21 protein-coding genes are annotated in these 18359 nt (G+C 41.9%); 15 read left to right on the top strand and 6 right to left on the bottom strand.

Annotated elements, in window-relative coordinates; all coding sequences use genetic code 11:
* Positions 1 to 57: 57 nt before the first annotated feature.
* The 10 genes from G459_RS0113045 to G459_RS0112990 all read left to right on the top strand — a co-directional run bounded on the left by G459_RS0113045 (position 58) and on the right by G459_RS0112990 (position 8089).
* A complete protein-coding gene (locus G459_RS0113045) occupies positions 58 to 291 on the top strand; it encodes a hypothetical protein (protein WP_026968054.1) in 234 nt (77 codons plus the stop codon).
* 14 nt (positions 292 to 305) lie between these two features.
* Positions 306 to 1049 carry a hypothetical protein gene (locus G459_RS0113040; protein WP_026968053.1) on the top strand — a complete coding sequence of 248 codons (744 nt, stop codon included), beginning with the start codon at positions 306 to 308 and terminating at the stop codon, positions 1047 to 1049.
* A complete protein-coding gene (locus G459_RS0113035; protein ID WP_157373330.1) occupies positions 967 to 1698 on the top strand; it encodes a hypothetical protein in 732 nt (243 codons plus the stop codon). Before G459_RS0113040 ends, G459_RS0113035 begins: the two co-directional genes overlap by 83 nt.
* 205 nt (positions 1699 to 1903) lie before the next feature.
* Entirely contained in the window at positions 1904 to 3640 is a 1737-nt protein-coding gene (locus tag G459_RS0113025; RefSeq protein WP_026968051.1) for a hypothetical protein, read from the top strand.
* 4 nt (positions 3641 to 3644) lie between these two features.
* A complete protein-coding gene (locus tag G459_RS0113020) occupies positions 3645 to 3929 on the top strand; it encodes a hypothetical protein (protein ID WP_026968050.1) in 285 nt (94 codons plus the stop codon).
* Between the two features lie 14 nt (positions 3930 to 3943).
* Complete coding sequence (locus G459_RS0113015) at positions 3944 to 4678, top strand: hypothetical protein (RefSeq protein ID WP_026968049.1); 735 nt, start codon at positions 3944 to 3946, stop codon at positions 4676 to 4678.
* A gap of 208 nt (positions 4679 to 4886) precedes the next feature.
* Positions 4887 to 6065, top strand: a complete 1179-nt coding sequence (locus tag G459_RS0113010; RefSeq protein WP_026968048.1) for an endonuclease/exonuclease/phosphatase family protein — start codon at positions 4887 to 4889, stop codon at positions 6063 to 6065.
* A 10-nt stretch (positions 6066 to 6075) separates the two neighbouring features.
* Entirely contained in the window at positions 6076 to 6756 is a 681-nt protein-coding gene (locus G459_RS0113005) for a CBS domain-containing protein (RefSeq protein WP_026968047.1), read from the top strand.
* A 549-nt stretch (positions 6757 to 7305) separates the two neighbouring features.
* Positions 7306 to 7776 carry a hypothetical protein gene (locus tag G459_RS0112995; RefSeq protein ID WP_026968046.1) on the top strand — a complete coding sequence of 157 codons (471 nt, stop codon included), beginning with the start codon at positions 7306 to 7308 and terminating at the stop codon, positions 7774 to 7776.
* Positions 7760 to 8089 carry a hypothetical protein gene (locus G459_RS0112990; protein ID WP_026968045.1) on the top strand — a complete coding sequence of 110 codons (330 nt, stop codon included), beginning with the start codon at positions 7760 to 7762 and terminating at the stop codon, positions 8087 to 8089. The genes G459_RS0112995 and G459_RS0112990 overlap by 17 nt, the downstream gene beginning before the upstream one ends.
* A gap of 533 nt (positions 8090 to 8622) precedes the next feature.
* Here G459_RS0112990 and G459_RS30410 read toward each other — a convergent pair.
* The 3 genes from G459_RS30410 to G459_RS0112970 are packed head-to-tail and all read right to left on the bottom strand — an operon-like array spanning position 8623 to position 9842.
* Complete coding sequence (locus tag G459_RS30410; protein WP_245588180.1) at positions 8623 to 8799, bottom strand: hypothetical protein; 177 nt, start codon at positions 8797 to 8799, stop codon at positions 8623 to 8625.
* Positions 8800 to 8831: 32 nt separating this feature from the next.
* Positions 8832 to 9389, bottom strand: coding sequence for a PIN domain-containing protein (locus G459_RS0112975; RefSeq protein WP_026968043.1), 558 nt, complete (start codon positions 9387 to 9389; stop codon positions 8832 to 8834).
* A gap of 9 nt (positions 9390 to 9398) precedes the next feature.
* Positions 9399 to 9842 (bottom strand): excisionase family DNA-binding protein, encoded by a 444-nt coding sequence (locus G459_RS0112970; protein ID WP_026968042.1) that lies wholly within the window; start codon positions 9840 to 9842, stop codon positions 9399 to 9401.
* A 626-nt stretch (positions 9843 to 10468) separates the two neighbouring features.
* On the opposite strand from G459_RS0112970, the gene G459_RS0112960 reads away from it, so the two are divergent.
* From G459_RS0112960 to G459_RS0112945, 4 genes are all read left to right on the top strand, one after another.
* Entirely contained in the window at positions 10469 to 10915 is a 447-nt protein-coding gene (locus G459_RS0112960; protein WP_035455861.1) for a GNAT family N-acetyltransferase, read from the top strand.
* Positions 10916 to 10960: 45 nt separating this feature from the next.
* Positions 10961 to 11125, top strand: a complete 165-nt coding sequence (locus tag G459_RS29860) for a hypothetical protein (protein WP_157373329.1) — start codon at positions 10961 to 10963, stop codon at positions 11123 to 11125.
* Positions 11126 to 11595: 470 nt separating this feature from the next.
* Positions 11596 to 12084 carry a hypothetical protein gene (locus G459_RS0112950; RefSeq protein WP_035455858.1) on the top strand — a complete coding sequence of 163 codons (489 nt, stop codon included), beginning with the start codon at positions 11596 to 11598 and terminating at the stop codon, positions 12082 to 12084.
* Positions 12085 to 12548: 464 nt separating this feature from the next.
* Positions 12549 to 12980, top strand: a complete 432-nt coding sequence (locus G459_RS0112945; RefSeq protein ID WP_026968039.1) for a hypothetical protein — start codon at positions 12549 to 12551, stop codon at positions 12978 to 12980.
* Positions 12981 to 13445: 465 nt separating this feature from the next.
* Here the strand turns inward: G459_RS0112945 and G459_RS0112935 are convergent, their stop codons facing one another.
* The 3 genes from G459_RS0112935 to G459_RS0112925 all read right to left on the bottom strand — a co-directional run bounded on the left by G459_RS0112935 (position 13446) and on the right by G459_RS0112925 (position 17248).
* Positions 13446 to 13760: a hypothetical protein gene (locus G459_RS0112935; protein ID WP_026968037.1), complete on the bottom strand. Its 315-nt coding sequence runs from the start codon at positions 13758 to 13760 to the stop codon at positions 13446 to 13448.
* Positions 13757 to 14014, bottom strand: coding sequence for a hypothetical protein (locus tag G459_RS0112930; protein WP_026968036.1), 258 nt, complete (start codon positions 14012 to 14014; stop codon positions 13757 to 13759). Before G459_RS0112930 ends, G459_RS0112935 begins: the two co-directional genes overlap by 4 nt.
* Positions 14015 to 14095: 81 nt before the next feature.
* Positions 14096 to 17248 (bottom strand): DUF3427 domain-containing protein, encoded by a 3153-nt coding sequence (locus G459_RS0112925; RefSeq protein WP_026968035.1) that lies wholly within the window; start codon positions 17246 to 17248, stop codon positions 14096 to 14098.
* 157 nt (positions 17249 to 17405) lie between these two features.
* On the opposite strand from G459_RS0112925, the gene G459_RS0112920 reads away from it, so the two are divergent.
* Entirely contained in the window at positions 17406 to 18356 is a 951-nt protein-coding gene (locus G459_RS0112920) for an HNH endonuclease (RefSeq protein ID WP_026968034.1), read from the top strand.
* Positions 18357 to 18359: the final 3 nt, after the last annotated feature.

The raw sequence follows: 18359 nt of genomic DNA, 5'->3' as shown, positions 1-18359 counted from the left end.
GCCGAGTTTAGATCATGATTTTGAGCGATGATTAAGTTAGTGACATCCACATTTGCTATGAAAGGGGAGATATGGCTTTTCTTAGATGAGACCCTGATTTCCACCGGAAGTTCTGCAAAAGAACTTGACCTGAGCGAAGGTGAATGCTACTTGCTGCACTGGGTGATCAAAGGTACACCGGGCAGTGCGTACTCGATCAGCGTCTCCTCCCCCCGCGAGGCCCAGTATCTACTGACCAGCGTAATCGGGGACGGGGGGAAAGAATTTGGTGGATTTAAATTTTCAACTTAAACAATAGAGAAATAATGATAGACGAAACTCAATCAATTCTGGAAGATACCTACAAGATTTCCTTGAATGATGCAGCTAATCTTATTTTGGCGTTTCTGAAAGAGCCGGCATTAAAGGAATTGGCAATCTCTGAAGCAATTGGAGGCACTGTTTCAAGAAGTGCAATAGAAAAACATTATCTTTTATTTAAAGGATGCATGGGTTGGTACTGCCGCAATCTTACGGGAGATACGGCCTTTCCTAAGTTATTTATGGCCTTTGAGGATGGTGAATACGAAGTGGCAAAAGTGCCCAGTTCACCAAAGACGGAAAAGTTGACTTGTCCGGAAAATACGTTTGTTTATAGACGTAATCATGACTTAGAATCTATAAAAGAAATGTTGTTAGTGGATGTTCACAATCCAGTTGTAGATAAGGAAATAACTCGAAGCCAAGTGAATCAATTCACGAATCTGTTGCCTCTAGATAATGCAAAGAAGAAGTACAATGTTTTTCCCTGTAGCTTTTTTGAAAACAGGGTTAATCAAGATATGGATGCTTTTTTTGCCAACAGAAATGTCCACGGGGTGAGATATTATTTTGGGTATGACAATAGCGCGACTCACCAAGAGTCGAATAGAATTCGAGTTATATTCGTTGGTGTGGACCAAGCTGGTAGGAATATCCTATCTGCCGATGAACCTGACACAAAGAGGGCTCAGCTTTTACAAAACTCTTGGCCGCCGCCGCCGCCGCCGTATACCGAACAGATTGCTTAACAACTTTGAATATTATAGGGTGAGTATACAAGAGATTTCATCTTTTTCGATACTGGTTCCATTGGCTATTGCCGGAACAAAACTCCGAACAGGCGATTTAAAACTTCGTCTGTTTTTTCTGTTTCTTCTATTTGGAGCGGTGGTAGACGGAATCGGTTTTGCTTCCTATAAGGCAAATGAGATTTGGAAAATACACGGGTACTTGTTGGCCTTTTATCTTGTCTACGAGGCATTTTTTTTTCTTTGGATCGCCAGTTTCAATTTTGAACTTGGAATTCGAACCCGTATTAGAAATAGCATAGGAGTTGTTTTTATACTTCTCTTTCTAACCAAATTCTATTTTGATTTTTTTGAAGGGAACATCCTTTATTCTTCTATCATCCAAATGTTTATTCTCATTGTGATCTCATTCATCCTGGGGTTCTCGCTCTTGCGTATGGCGGAACAGCGCGATGATATACTGTCCTATCCCTGGTTTTGGATATTGGCTGGAATATTTCTGTACTCCTTCGGCACCTTTTTCATCGATGCGCTCCTCTATTCTCAGATTATTGACAGGATCTGGTATACGAGAAACATAATTAATATCATCCAATACGGATTTTTTGTGGTTGGATTGCTATTGTTACCGCGATCCCCGCGCGCCTAGGTCAGCCGAATTTTTAATCAATCCCCCAAAAACCTGCTGATTTCCGCCAGCTTCTGCCTGAGCCTCACCGTCTCCTTGTTTCGTCTGGTTTTCAGCGTGTTGAGTTGATAGATTTCTGATAGATAAGGCGCAGTTCCTGTTTGTTTCAAAACTCCTAAAACAACAAATTCTTATCGCCGAGAAAAAAAATTAATTCTGCATCGAGATGAAAAACGTAAGCCTATCTTCAATTGCCAAAATACTACTGCTTTTCTTTCTATCTCTTCAATATTTTGACGCTACAGCGCAAAATGAATCAGTGATATTTAATCTCACAGAGGGAAAATTCAATATTGAAAAAATACCCTATGTCCACGCCATAACGATCACAGGTATACCGACGAAGGACGGAGAAAATGTCGATGCAATACGTTTGGTGGTAAATAAGGTCACCTCTGACGAGGAGAAGGACTTGCTTGTAAAAAAAGAACAAGCGCGCAAATTGAGTGAAGATCTTGTTGCAATTAAAGCTCAGCTGGATTTTCTGAGCAATGAAGTCCTACCAAAAATCGCTGCGAACAACATCACTATCCTGAAGGATGGACTTACAAAAAACAAACTGAGCGATTTGGCAATGAAATTTGAACAGGCTGGTACTATTCCAAGTGATCTGGAACTAGATGAACTTAGAAAAGCCACAAATGATGAAATTGAAAAGCAAAATGCGTCACACGAGGAAATAGAAAACAAAAATATCTTGTTGAAGGCCGAAATCGTTGAGCTCGAGAAAACTGTAAGCGCTCTGCCATTTTTTGACGGCATGTGGATTCGTACCTCAGATGCTGATGTTGATTTCAGCTTTACACTTCCAGCGAAACTTAAAATGGGGGAAAGCTATCAGTTCGCTTTTTCTATTTACAAGCAGAATAAATTAGCTGCTCCCATCGACGAACTGCTAAACCCATTGATTAGCGAGTTTAATCAAAGGTTGGACAGTTTGGGCTATTATGAAGTCGACGAAATTGATCAACGTGTTGCAGAGACGATAAAGAAGATCGAAACCGATTTTTTTGCCAATGTTTATAGTTTGGATCCGACCAACAAAAGCCTTGCTCCAAAAAAAGGTTTTGGACTTGATGAGCAAACGATCATGATATTATCTTCCCTTATTCGGAAATATTATATTGAGAAATCAAACTTGGAAGAAAATGCTACAACGGCTAAAGCCCGACGAAATGATATCGCTGAAATAGTTGATTCAAGAAGTATTACTGACGCACACTACAATGAAATCCTTCGTCTTATCGAACTACCAGAGAAAAGCTTAGAACTGAGAAACGCCCTCATTCAGGCAGGCTACACTACTGCTGAGAATGATCTTATTGTTACGCATTACAAAACTCTAACGAGTGTTAAGGGTAGGGACATTACCATTACAACCACGAATATAAAAACATATGAAGATATCGAAGAGATATTTACCAAAATTAAAAATCTTTACACTCAGGTCGGAAATGTAACTTATAAAGTCAGTACCGGAGATACTGACATAGATGGGATTATGGTCAGTACCACCTATGGCATCGGCATAGTTCATTTGGATAAAAACACGATTGAATGGGTTCGTTTTTTTGGTATCAACATCCGTTTCGACGGGTTTGATAATCGTCTTCCCAATAAGGAAGCATACCATTCCTATTGGTCACGAATCTCTCTCATGGTTGGTATCTCGACAACATCCGACATGCAATATAAAGGCAATCAGCTTGAAAATACTCGGTTGGGACTAAAGCCCGTGATCGGTCTGAACTGGGAACCGTTCAAACATATCAACATCGGGGCTGGCATGATATCGTTTATTCAGGAGTCGACTGCCGATAGTCAAAAGGATCCTAAGATACGGCCCTACGTTTCGTTAAGTTTTGATTTTAATCTTTTCAATTATCTTATCCAAAAACAATAGCTATATGCCTCTTATTGATTTTCACATCGATCCCAATCAAGCCAGAACTAGTGAGATTCTGGTATTAAAATCGAACTTTACGGAAGACGATGGTACTGTCGTTTATGAAATTGCAGAAAGTTCCCGCATTAGGTTTGCGAAAGGTTTACGGAAAATAGAAAGTACTGTTATTGACAAGGAAAACTCTACATCAACGACTCTTGAAGGTAAAAAAGGTTTAGTTATGATAAAGGCCTACTATAAAACCAGCCCTGGGATAACCGGAACTCGCCGAGTTGAACTTTTATAAACCACACTATTTTCATGAAAAATCAAATCATATTTATCGTAGTTTTCCTTTTTTTTGGATGCGAGGTAACTGAGCTGAGGGATCCAACTTTGGTGGTTCCATCAAAGGACATGATTAGCTTATTTGCCGTTGACGCAAATTTTAATACGCTATCTGGAAAACAAACATTACTTGCTGATAGCAATTCTATATGCTTAATCAAGGTATTGCTTGAATCCAAATCTGATGGTACGGAAGAAATTGTTTTTTCAACCACATCAGGCGTTTTCACCACGGTTGGTCAAGCATTTTCCACCACATCCCAGAATACAATTACCCTGACACCAGATGATCGCGAATTAATAATCCAGCTTAACACATTAGATATCCCAAATAAAAACGTTTTGGTTTCGGCGACATCTGGGAAAATCTCAAGTGTTCTGGAGTTTACATTTGGAACTGCGTATCCGACCAATTTCCAGATAAGTCCTCAAAATACTTCTGTACTAAAAACAGAGGAAGTGGAATTCACCGTCAATGCCTTTGCCGGTGAGGGGACAATGTCGGAAAATCAATACATGGAAATCTCCACAACCTCTGACGACGGGATTCTGTTGGACCATCCACAGTTTGTGAAAATAGTCAATCAGAAAGCAACGTTTAAGGTGCTTAATAGAACACAAATTCCCGGCAAAGTAAAAGTTACAGTAGATGTGCCAATCTCCGCTGATAGTACCTTAAAAAAGGATGTATCTATTATTTATAATTAGTTTGTTAGAAATGAGTTCAGAAGTTTTTCAATAACTGTAATAAACCCAGTTATTCTGATGACGGGCTTCTGTTGCGTTAATATCGGAAATATCGCCATCAAAGCTACGAGATGTAATTAAGAGGATATTTCCAACTGGTATAATAACAGTTCAATAGTATTTGCGACAGTTCGTTTTTAAAATACTTGTCATTTTAAATATCTTGTTTATGAGATACTATGGTTTAAAAAATGATTTCGACGCGAACAAAAGGAAGGTAGTTGCCAAACAACTCATCGATCTTAAGAAGGATTTGTCAAGTAAAGTTCCTGAAAAGCAAACTAATGGTAACCTTCTTATCGCAACATGGAATATCCGAGATTTTAATTCGAATAAATATGGGCATGGCTATCGTCTCCAAGAATCATTCTACTATATAGCCGAAATAATTTCTTCATTTGACCTTGTTGCAGTGCAAGAAGTAAATAAGGATATGTCGGGTCTTAGTAAACTTATGTATATACTAGGCCAAGACTGGGACTACATATGTACTGACGTTACGGAGGGACACGGTGGAAATATGGAACGCATGGCCTTCATATATGATGTACGAAGGGTTACTTTTAAAAAAGTTGCGGGCGAAATTGTCTTGCCTCAGAATAATTCTATATTAAAGGGTACTCAGTTTGCAAGAACACCATTTATGGTTTCGTTCCAATCCGGGTGGTCAAAGTTCAGTTTGTGTACAGCCCATATTTTTTTTGGCAGTAATAGTGGTCAAGCATTAAACCGAAGAATTGATGAGATAAATAGTCTTTCCGCCTTCTTGAGAAAACGTGCCGACAATGACCTTGAAAATGTTATATTACTTGGCGACTTTAATATTATAAACAAGGAGCACGAAACTATGGAGGTCTTACTGAAAAATGGCTTCACGATTCCAAAGACTATTTACGAGATGGCTAAGGGCACGAATATGTTCCGAGATAAGTTTTATGATCAAATCGCAGTGTATTCTAAATTAAGTCAATTCTTTAAGCTTGTAGAATCAGAAAAAAGCGCAGGATGTTACGATTATTTTAAGCAAGTTTTCAGAAATGATGATTTTGATTTTTTTAAGCCTAGCCTTATAAGAACTCTTGAAAGACGAGAGATGGATGCAGAGCTTGATCTCAAAAATGAAGAGTTAAAAACTGAGAAAAACTTCGATCTTATTAAAAAACTGAAAAATACAATCTTGAGTATTCAGAATAAATTGAAAAATGATCAAACGTTAAATGATTACTATAATTGTGAATGGAAGACATTTCAAATGTCTGATCATCTTCCGCTGTGGGCCGAACTTGTCACAGACCACAGCGAATCTTACCTGTTAAGGATTATGGAAACTCAAAACTTTGAAATTTAATCATAAAATCATGGAAACTAATAAAAGAGATAACTTAGCACATGCCTTAATTGGTTTTTCAATTTCAGGAATTATTTTGATTTCTATAATTTATATTTACCTTTCTCCTAATAGAGATGAAACCGGTGAAAGGTTATTTAGTGCACTGCTCCCGCTTTTTAGTACCTGGGTCGGAACAGTTTTGGTGTTCTACTTTGGTCGGGAGAGTTTTGAATCAGCGTCAAAAAAATATGAACAGATTATAAACAAACTTTCTCCTGAAGTGTTGGCGGACCTCCCAGCCCGACAAATTATGATTGATAAATATACTATGGTAAGTCTACCCGAAACCGATCCTAGAATCGCCAAGGCTGACTGTAAGCAACTGTTGCAGTTCTTAGATACAATTAATAAGTCTAGACTTCCAATTCTCAAAGGAACCAAGGTTCAATATGTAGTGCATAAAAGTATCTTAACAGAGGAGCTGGCAAAAAACCCTACTACACCACTGACTGATTTCGCGGCATTCTTAAAGAAGTATCCGACAATAGCACAGTTTGGAACAATTTCGGAGAATGATTCCGTGGACACCGCAAGAAAGCTCATGAAAACTAATGGTTATAAGGATGTTTTTGTTGTTGGCTTAAATAGTGATCTAGTTGGATGGCTAACTGATTTCCAGATTATTCGATACATGGATGTAAAGAGCTAAAGATATAATTCAAAAGTGTTTTGACTTACTCCGTCAGATAGACCTCTAAACGTCTTTACACGTTTTTTAGGTTTGGTCAGAAGGCTTTGAGTTCCCTGCCTTTTTTTGACAAGACGACGGATGACTTACTCACTTTCACCCCAAAAAATCCCTTTTTTAGTCCCTGCCAACTTCTCTGCCACCGCTTTGCGACCCGTCTATCCACTCGATGATCCTTGCATTCCGGTTTCTTCTGATTTCTGTTCTTTTACTTGCTTCCGCTTCGGTGCAGTTGGAGAGTAAGGTTTTCGTCAACAAGACGGAGCCAAACACCACCGTATTGCCTGCTGATATGATCAGACGGGGCCTTAGTTAGAGATAAGAGGAACTGGACCGTGAAGGGGAGTAGAGAATCATCGAAATGGAAAAACCGGACTCGAATAATCAAAATAGTAATCGCCGTGAAACTCCAAGACTTATGGCGATTAGTGATCTAAAAGCGAATAGTAAACACTAGAAAATGGGTTTTGATTGACAGGTTGACTTCCATTTTATTTAAACTTCTTATTTATGAAAAAGAAATTAATCTTTAGAATGTCCTTAGCTCTAAGCTTATTAATTGTAGCTATTCATAGTTTTGGACAAAATAATCCACCACCACCATCAGAAGGAAATGGAGTTTCACAAATCCTTCCCATGAGCAGTTATGAGTTTTATTTATCGCTACTTGTTTTAGGATTTGGTATATTGGTTATTCTTTTTGAGTTCTTTTTAATTAAAATTAAAAAGATAAATGCAAGCGATACCATAAAGTTTATTATTATAACCCTTATAATAATAAGTACTTTGTTCCTAATAACGGCGGGGTATAGTAACGACCAGATTGCCCCTGCGGTAGGTTTACTAGGTACTATAGCAGGGTATCTACTAGGTCGCATACAGTCTAACGGAAATGCGCCTGCAAAAGTAAATGGACACCCACTTGAGAATTTTGATAGCCAAGTCAATAAAAATAAGCCAGCTGATGAAGAAAATAATTAAAATTGCCGTCCTTTCATTGCTATTAGTTTCATGTGCTACAGGCGAACGAATAATTGCAAATCGTGTCGGCATTTATAATAGTTCATCCAGTGTAATAAACATAGAATTAGGTGAAACTGGGAGGCCGCTGGAAAAAATTACAATTCCTAAAGGTGAAACTTGGCTAAGCCCTAACTTTCATGCAAATCCAGTTATAAAGGTTAAAACTGGAAACCAAACCGTCATTTATACTTTAAGTAAAAGTAATTATTACATGATTTATTGGAATGAATCGGACAGACGTTGGGATGTGCAAAAGACGACCGACCGTTGATATAAAAACGGCAGCTAACAACTAAGTTTTCGTTGCGTGCGTAGCAGGAACAATGAAAGCTAGGTTCCACGAAACCGGGAGAGTTCTTATGGGTATTAAGCCGGGGAATAGTAGTAGTAAAGAATGGGTAGTCCAGAAAGTACGAGTCGGATGCTCCTTCCGTTTGTTAGAAGTTATTTTTGGATCAACTTTCAGCCCTTCCAGACTTGTTTTGGAAGGGCTTTTTTGTGGCTGGCGCAGCTTCCCTGGACCTATCAAAATCAGAAATCAAAATGGGATTGGGATATATGAAAAACTTCCAACCCTTCCACTGTCCCTTCCAAAAACTCCAAAAACTCTCCAATCTCCCGACCCTCCGTAGCCGGATCATCAGTCAACTCAAACTCCTCAAAATCATGCCACTCATGATCCACGGCCGGATCATAGGGCCTGGTATGGAGTCGTGAGGGGTGAGCGTGAAGAAACAGCCCGGTGGGCTGTTTTAGCGAGCAGCCAGCCTGCAGGGTGGGACTGAAATGGAACCGATCTCTTTTTCATTGACCCGAACGGGACTCCTCCGAGATCAGCTTTCCCCGGAGTAGGGCAGTGGCCGTTTCGACGGACATTCCGGTAGGATTGGCAAACACCACACTCCCAAATTCCTTATAATTATGCGCATCCCGGTAGCGGTAGTTGAGGCGGAGGTTCTTTGTCTGATAAACCTTTTCCAAAAACTATCCAGATCAGCTTTACCCGTTGCTTCCTAAGCCTCCATCTCTTTTAATTTCTTGGCCGTTATTACCAATCCGCAACCAGACAAAGTTGTTAAAACCTCGGCTCTGGATTGAGGGGGATTTTTCAACCTCAAAACCATTTTTTCGAAACTCTGATATACCGCTTTGGGATTCTCTGCAATCAGCCGATCTATGAAATCATCTGGATGGATTACCTCAAATCTTCCAGTAGGCACCACAAAGCCCATAAAATCTTTGAGGTTTATCGTAATAATATAGTTTGCGTTTGCCTGGATGGCTATAGCCACCACGTGTCTATCATCTGGATCTTTTAGGGAAATCGCATCTATCCATTTTTGATAGTCTTCAACCATAGCATCAGGAAAAGCCTGATTCATTAATAGCGTTGTCCGTTCAAGTTTCTCCGGTTTGATGTCATGCCGCTTAATCAATAAATTTCTTTTCCACTCTTCTTGAATGGTTGCACTCCAAAGTGGCTTGAAAAAATCGTCGTCCGCTAAGGACAGTAGAAGGTCGCGAATGGGAGCAGGATAAAGAACATTGGCATCAAGTACAGCTGATATCATAGACAAAACTCAATACCCCATTCCTAGTTCTTGGGCTTCATTTGCCAGCTCTTCGAGAATTTTACTCCTGTTTTCCCTAAGGTCAAAGTCATACTTCTGCACGTCCCTCAAGGCTACTTTGCGATGCGTCCCCACTTTCTTAAAAGGGATTTTCCCAGTTTCCAGCAGCTTAATCAGGTGGGGCCGGGACACATTTAACAGATCAGCGGCTTGCTGGGTGGTTAATTCTGACTCTATCGAAGTAACTTCAACACTGTTCCCAAGAGCCATTTCTTCAAGAACCCGCTCCAGAATCAATGCCGCTTTTCGAGGCACCTCAAACGATTCCCCCTTCACCTGAAAAGTTACAATGCCCTCCGAAGTCGAAACAGCCATAAGTTGTTTTAAACTCGAAACAGATTGTTGGGCTGTTTTTTGTTCGTTAACCGTTGGTTTCTTGAGGATTGAGATCATGATGTTGGAAATGTTTGTTGATTCTGTTAAGATATCAAACGAAATAAACGAAACAAAGTTCCTTGTAAAAATTCCGGCTATGGGCCTTTAATTTAGGGAAAATAACAACTGGAGCATAGGTCCAAAAAGCAAAAGACACGCCCTGGGACGCTGTTCATGTGGGTAGCGTGGCGTGTACTGTTGATACAAAAGTAAGTGATTTACTTACAAACCGCAATTTCTTTTCTGCGATGTAAATGTGAGTTAATTGAACAGTCTCAGAGAAATACACAGTCAGGGTCCCCAAGGCCTCAATCAAATGTTTTCAAACTTCTCAGAACGCTGGAATCGACCTTTGACGACAGTTTCTTAAACCTATCCATTCAAAGCAACCCCCTCAACCTCCCATACTCCTCAGCGGATAAAACACAATAATCTCCCCAAGCTTAGAACGTGTTGAGAAACTCGGCCGGATTGGTTTCCGGATTGACTTCAAACAAAGCGAATTCAATGTCCATTTCATCCTCCAGGCTCGGTCTGATAGCGGGTGCTCTTTCCTCAATTTTTTTCAGAAGCCTTGCCGGATCTCTTGGATTTCTTCACAAGGATTATTAGTTTGTTTTGAACAAATCCTAAATTTCTCTGACATGGAATCTAAATTAGAAATACTCGTTGCAGATGATCTTGAAAGTTACCTTCAACTGAACTCAGTCTTTGAAACCGTTTTTGGAACGAATAGGAAGAAAAAACCAAATCTGGGACATGCTAGGTTTATTTTACTTGGTGAAAATTTCATTGTCATTGTTGCCAAAGTGGATGGGATGATTGTAGGGGGCTTGACCATCTTTATGATTGATCAGTATGTGATCAATCATCCATCGGCTTTTGTACATGATATTGCCATTTTGGAGGAATATCAAGGAAAAGGGATCGGCAAGAAACTCATGGAATTTACAGTCAAATACTGTCGCAAGTTTAAATTCAAGGATGTATTTGTTTTGGCAAATAAAGAGGATCAGCATTCGATTGAATTTTACCGATCCATATCGCCAAGCACGGAGGAAAAGGTGATTCAGTTTACTTACAATTGCTGAGGAGAAGTGGTTTAAAGAAAGTCTGTATCATTAAGGACAGGAAACATGGAAAAAAAGACTGGTAGCAACGTCATTGTAGTTAAAAGCAGCGTTAAAGCTAAAAAAGAGCTGCAAAACATCGGAGCATCCCTGAAAGGGAAGGAGCTTTTCAAGCAAAAAGTGGACAGAGCCAAAGAAATATTGGCAAATATAAAATCATTGCCCGTTTGACTGGATTCAGCGGAAATAAACTGTAACCAAAAGGAGCCTTGTGCTCTTTTTTTGTTTTAGGATAGGACAGCATTCTGCCAACTGGCACCTGGCTAGGCAAAATGCTGCCACATTTCGATAAATATAACCCATCTGGCGGATGACCTGCCTCAGCGTCCACAAACCACCCACTGCACAACACATCTCAGTGCCAAAGCCACAACAAAAATAAAAGCCTCTGGACCGACAGCGACCCAGTTATGTCCGGCGCGGTCGGAGACAAACCGTTAGGAAACAATCCGCCGCGGCGGACTTTTTTAGGTTTGGGACAGCTTGCAGGGCAGGCAAATCCCACCCAGTTCCAATCATAATTTGAATTCCCCCAGGTGGACTTGTTCACGATTATTTAATTTTCGAAACGAACCTTCTGTAGCGGTCTTATTGAAAAATTCGTCATAGATAAGTATCTTCCAACTTTAACTAACATCTCTATGAAAAAGCAATTTTTACTATTGAGTTTACTGGCTATGGCGCTTTTTTCCTGTGAAGGCGATGACGCACAGGATTTCGCGCTCGTGCTCGACGGCACTTATGAAGCGGTACTTCAGAGTGAGGGCCGATCCGCTGGTACCAAGATGACGTTCAAAGGAGATGGGTCTCTCTTGGTAGAGCGATTCGTGATCCTAGGCGATTCAGGAGTACGCTGTCATCAAAATTATCAACTTGGTACCTACAGTTTGGTAAATGAAGACTTTGTTTTTACCATAAATGAGTCTTATGGGCCAGATCCCTTAATAAATTATAGCATTTGTCCAAGTAAAGAGGATCTAGTCCCACAGCTGGGTTCGGAACCTTTGCCAGTAGCCGGTACCCTCGTCCTGTCGAACGCTAAGAAGAACTTCAATCTTTCTTACGAATGTCCGGAGCTACTTCCGTACATGTGTCTTGGATCAAATGAGTTTGAACTGACTACTCCATAAGCATTACTTAGCGTGCCCGAATTTCCCCAGAGTCCAATCTCCCTAAGAGGTTGGACTTTGTCTTGTCCGGGTGGCTCAGACTTTAGGGTGGGCTGCGTGGGTGAGGTAATTGAAAAATACCCAGTACAGGAGGACTGAGCGTTGAGGATTAATCCTGTTGACTAATCTAGCGAAGAGCCGGGTTTCAGGGTGGGATTTAGCGACGGGCCAGCTTGCAGGGCAAGGTTCCATCTTAATCTTTTGGTCCTTTTGGATCAACGCCTGTCCCGATTATTTCGGGTCAAGAGCTCGAAGAGAAAGTAACTTTTGAAGTCCCAAAAGACCCCTCTCAACGGTTTCTCAACTCCACTTTGTGAGTTCTTGACTTGTCAAGAGATTTTAATAAATAAAAAATAGTTTTAAATTGTTGTTTGACAAGGGCTTAGCGCCAATTGAAAGCTATGTAAAACTTATTAAAATCAACCATGGGAAAAGATAAAGAAAGAGAAGGTTGGGAGGTAAATCGGATTATTGATGAACTCACCAATTTTAAAAAGTATGGATTCAAAACCAAAAATGGGTTTCTTACTGCAGCTATACTTTCCATGCAGGAAAAACAGGATTTTCAAGCAAAAAAGGTTGGTGAAATATTAGACCAGATTGTCAACCTGATTTATGTGCTTGAGGCAGAAAGAGATGTAGTTGTCAATTATGTAATGTCTAAGGATAAAGCCGACTTGCATTTTAAACTTTTAAAAGCTGCTTCAATCCTTGCAAACACCAACATTGTTAAAAACAACCCTGCAAATTGGGTGGAACAGAACGAGGAAGTTTTAATGTCCGGAGAAGAAAAAGCCCATTCTAAAGATTTTAAACGTGGGAAAAAGTATAAATATGGATGGGCACAATTTCCCTAAATCCACATTAGCTCTTTAAGATCTCGAAACCTCCCTTTTCCTTCAATTTTTCGATTTCACCCCAAAAAATGCCTTTACAGTAGACCGAGCGTGAAATGATTCGCCGCGGCGAACCATTTTTAGCGAGAGCCTGTCCCGAGGTTATAATCCCGAATGTTAGAGCATCGGGAAGACCAGTGCATCGGTAGGCCAGCATGTGGAGTGGCACGCCTGACCAGCCTCAGCGTCGATAAACCACCCACGTCATAACGCATCTAAAAGCCAAAACCACAACAAAAAGTAAAAACCGATGGATTGGCAAAAGCCTTGTTGTGTCCGGCGCGGTGGCCGACGCAAAAGCGGGCCGGCGTCCGGCCTTGCGGGGGGAAGCTTTTTTGCGTCTTGATCTTTTGGTCCTTTTGGATCAAGCCAAAAGGACATAAAGGAAGAGAGCGAGGGATGCTGTCCACTACCATTGAGATGCTTTTAGACCTCATATCCCTTCACCACCCCTTCCAAAAATCCCTCAATCTCCCGTCCATCCGTAGCCGCCTCATCAGTCAATTCAAACTCCTCAAACTCATGCCACTCATGATCCACAGCCGGATCATAGGGCCGGGTATGGAGTCTAGGCAATCCCCAGTCCTGGGGAACAAAAAACTCCTCGGATATCAACTTTCCCCGGAGTAGAGCAGTGGCTTCCTCGACGGACATTCCGGTAGGATTGGCAAATACTACACTCCCAAATTCCTTGTAATTATGCGCATCCCGGTAGCGGTAGTTGAGGCGGAGGTTTTTCATCTTGCTTCTCCCTTAACTCTGAAATCTTTCAAAAAAGCATCCAAATCCTCTTCTGTGGTAAAGGAATACTCAGGTTCATTGCCTGATTCAAAAAACTGAAGAATTGAAATTAAGGAATCAAAAAACCGAAGATGGATTCCTTCGAAATTGTAGACATAGACCAAGCGCGAAGATCTTGAATTGACCAGGTTTATCAGTTCAATAGTTCTTGAGGGGGTGATGTATTCTGTGGACAGCAGGATGATTTGGTTCATGTTCAAAATTAGGAATCCTATCAGCCCAAGGGTGGGTCACCTAATCTCAAACTGTCAAATTCCGTCAGAGAATGAAACTTCTTAGCCAGCTGAAAGCTTAGCAGATGCTTGATAAAGAAAGGGCGGAATAGGTTCGTTTAGCTCCCAGTTGATGCTCATAGGCTTCGAACCGTAGTGATCCTGGATATTCCCTTCTCCGATAAACACATAACCCATCGTATTCTTATACTGGTTTTGTTTTTCCTCACGGACGAAGAGCAGGATTCGTTTCCCAGTCGTTTTATGGTTGACATAGCTTAACCCTTTCCCAGTGTCCGGTCGGGCCGCGTTCTGCGACTGCCAATGGAATAAGGTCTCATTCAAAGCATAATCCTCATACATGGTCGTAGGGGAGTAGTGCTCATCTGATTTGTTGAGGTCAATAAATAGAAGTTCCGTATTCAGATCACTTCTTTCCGCAACTCCCTCCCGATTTGATGACTTGGATTCAAATGTGCTGAATCCAAAAGCTGCCAATATCTGGTCTCTCGTATAGCGGCTATGCACCTTCAGCGGCTGAGTATAGGGTAGGTCGATCTCCAATTCCATAAAGCCAATCTGATCCATTCGTATTTCCAGCACCTGGATCATTTCCTTCACCAGTTCCTTATTTCTTCCAATAGCTCGGATGCTTGCCTCCAAGGAATCAAAACCACCCGCATTCTGCCAAAAATCATAGTGGAGCATCAGACACATGGCTTTTTCATTTTCTGTCAGGAAAGCAATCTCAACCTGAAAACTGCTTCTAGCTAGGCCAAGGACAAAACTGAAATAAGAATAAGACTCAGTGGACAGCCATTTCTTTCCCACACAGCTTTGCCATTCTCTTTCATTTGTTAGATCGGGCTCCGGTCCTACACCCGCTTCAAAAGTCAGTCGGCCCCAAGTGCCACGCTTGTAGATAATCTCCAATGGGAACTGGTACAGCGTGATGAAATTTTTCAGCGTCAGCGGCAACTCACTTTGATGCTGGAAGTTTTTGATCTTCTGGATAAGCTGTATTCTATTCGGACTGATCGAGGCCTTGATGTTTTTCAAGATCGTCTCCCTGGCCTGCTTTTCCAGGATAATGGAACACCCTAAGGGGACATGCTGGAAATTATGCTCCAGTTCACTGGCAATGGAGGTATTCGTCTTTCCAATCATCGCTCGAAACTTCCCCTCAAAGTCATACTCCGAGCGCGCATTTCCGACAAAGTCCAACACCGTCAGGCAGTCCTTTCCGTCAGCCAGTCGTAGCCCACGACCTAGCTGCTGCAAAAACACCGTCAAGCTCTCTGTAGGTCTTAGAAAGAGCACTGTGTCAATCTCAGGGATATCCACCCCCTCGTTGAAGATGTCCACGACAAACAGGTAATTGATCTCTTTTTTCCTCAGTCGTTTCCTGATTTCTTTCCGATTCTCATTTCTGCCACTGACCAAGTAGTCTGCCTTTAAGTTCGCCAACTGGAACTTCTCGGCCATAAACTGGGCGTGTTCTTGGGTCACACAAAATCCCAAAGCCCGGACTTCTTGAACATCTGTCACATATTTGTCCAGCGAACTGATAATATTTCTTACACGCTGATCATTGCTCGTATAGAGATTACTTAGTTCGGAAGGAATATACCGTCCTCGAGACCAAGCAACCTGCGAAAGATCTACCGTATCAGAGATTCCAAAATAGTTGAATGGGCACAGCAACTTCTGATTCAATGCTTCAGGAAGTCGGATCTCAGCAGCGATATGATCACAGAAATCGGCCAGAATATCCGCGCCATCCATTCGTTCTGGTGTCGCGGTAAGCCCCAGCAAAATCTTTGGGGTAAATCGATGGAGTATCGGGCGGTAGCTTGCTGCGGCGATGTGATGCACCTCATCTACTATGATGAAGTCAAAATAGCCCGGCGACAACTTCAAGCTTTCCAGTCGGTTATTCAGCGTCTGCACAGAGGCAAAAAGCTGACTGTACTGGCTGGGCTCCTCGCCATCTACCCAGAGCTCCCCAAAATTATGATCCTTCAATACCCCCCGGAAGGTCCCCATGGCCTGCTGAAGAATCTCCTTTCGATGGGCCACAAAGAGCAACCTTGCCGCTGGATTTTTTTGGTAAAAGCGGCGAAAATCAAAAGCAGAGATCACCGTCTTACCAGTTCCCGTGGCAGCGACAAGTAGGTTTCTAAATCGCCCGTGTATAGATCGTTCCACTTCCAGTTTCTCCAGTATCTCTTCCTGAAAGGTATAGGGCTTGAGATCAAAATATCCCAGGTTGAGTTCATTCCCTTCTCCACCACCAAATCGACCCTCTTTTAAGGCGATCCTCAGCTTTTCCGAATGATTTAGAGGATCGTAGGTTTCAAAATCCTTGCTGTTCCAATAGGTATCGAAGGTATGCTGCGCTGTCTCTAATACATGCGGGATCTCGGTATTGTTCAGCTTCACATTCCACTCCAGACCTTTGGTCAGCGCAGATTTGGATAGGTTGGACGAACCGATATATGCGGTATTAAAACCCGTATCACGATAGAATAGATACGCTTTCACATGCACCCGTTCGTTCTTGGTATTGTAGGATACCTTCACCTCGGTATTTGGCAGTTGAGAGAGGAATTCCACGCTTTTTGCATCCGTAGCTCCCACATAGGTGGTGGTGATCAGGCGCAGTCTTCCACCTCTTTTGGTAAACTCCTCAAGCTGTTGCATCAGAAGGCGGAGTCCTTCCCATTTGATAAAGGATACCAGGAAATCAATCCGGTCCGCAGAACTGATCTCCTTTTGGAGTTCCCCGTCCATCTGGAGCTTCTTCGGTCCGCCACCACCGGTGATCAGGGAACTGAAGATCAATCGGGATTCAGGCGTGATCCTTTTTAGAAAGGACTGAAAGTCCGAAACTCCTAAATCGATCTTGGAAAAAATGGCAGTCAGAAAATTAGTATTAAGCGCCAATAGATCTTGCTCAAAATCTTCCTCATCCAACTCATCTTTGATTAGGAAGATCAATTTATTGACCAGTTCTATTTGCTTCAGTAGGGCATCCTCGCCTGAGAAATAGGAGAGGGCTCTTTTGAGTACCAGGGAGAAATACTGAGAAAGCACATCCTTTGCCTCAGCCTTGTCAATGGGTTTTTGATCAATGAAAAATATGGCTTGATCCAGATCATCAAGCTTGGACTGAACAAGTTTGGATATCAGAGATTCGTAAATTCCTTCCTGCATGCGTTAATGATAATTGAAACGACTCTTTGGATAGCTTGAAATAGACTAATTCTTTCTATTTAAACAAATTGCTTTGCTTTCAATCATTCTTTAGCAACAAGGTCCTTAAGGAATAATCACAAATTCTCCTTAGTTTGCCCTTAAGGTTTTAATCGAAATGGATCTAGATAGCTTTCTAAAAGGACTCACCCAACTCAGGAGAGGCGTTACCCCCTATGGTCCAGCACCTCACAAGCCGATCTTGATCCTCACACTCCTTGACCTCATCGAGTCGGGTCACATTAGCGACGACAGGTTTTACATCAATGCAGAGCTGGTTTCCGCGTTCCATGAAAACTGGGACTTGCTCGCTCCGACGGGATTCAAAGAAGACTTCACACTGCCGTTTTATCATCTACAGAATGATAAGCTGGAGGGGTTTGCATTTTGGAACATCCAGACATTACCGGGTGCCCTCCTGGACAAGCATATCAAAAGCATCCATACCCTGGCAGAGATAGTCGAATTCGCCAGTCTGACTTTGCCGGTCTTTCATTTGCTGACCCAGCAGAAAAACAGGGACGCCGTAAGACTGTCCCTCATCCACACATACTTTCCCTTTTCGAAAGAACGATACTTTGAAGGAAGGGGAAATCGCGGGTCCTATCTCCATGCGGTCGAGGATTACGTCCTCAACGAAATCCCCAAAGTAATGCGTCTGCAGGTAGCTGAGGAAGAATGGGTCTATGTGAGAAATTGGACCTTCAAAAAGATGGTGCCCGAAATCTATCAAAACACCTGTGCAATATCCGGCATGAAGGTGAGCTCATCCCAGGGAAAGTACCTGATCGATGCATGCCATATCGTTCCTTTCAGCCGGGACCAGGATGATCAGGTGACCAATGGAATCGCGCTTTGCCCTAACCTCCATCGGGCATTCGATGCCGGACTTATCACCATTGATTCGGAGTATAGAGTAATGGTCTCCAGATCGGTGACGGAAGATAAATCCCATCCGTATGCATTAACCGCTCTGGATGGTAAGAATATCCTCCTTCCTCGGGAAAGGTACCAATGGCCAAGTCAAGAAAATTTGGAGACACATCGAACATCAAAGTTTAAGTGCTAACAA

The organism is Algoriphagus terrigena DSM 22685, from assembly GCF_000429445.1.
Lineage (GTDB): Bacteria > Bacteroidota > Bacteroidia > Cytophagales > Cyclobacteriaceae > Algoriphagus > Algoriphagus terrigena.
This window is presented reverse-complemented; position numbering and strand designations above follow the sequence as displayed.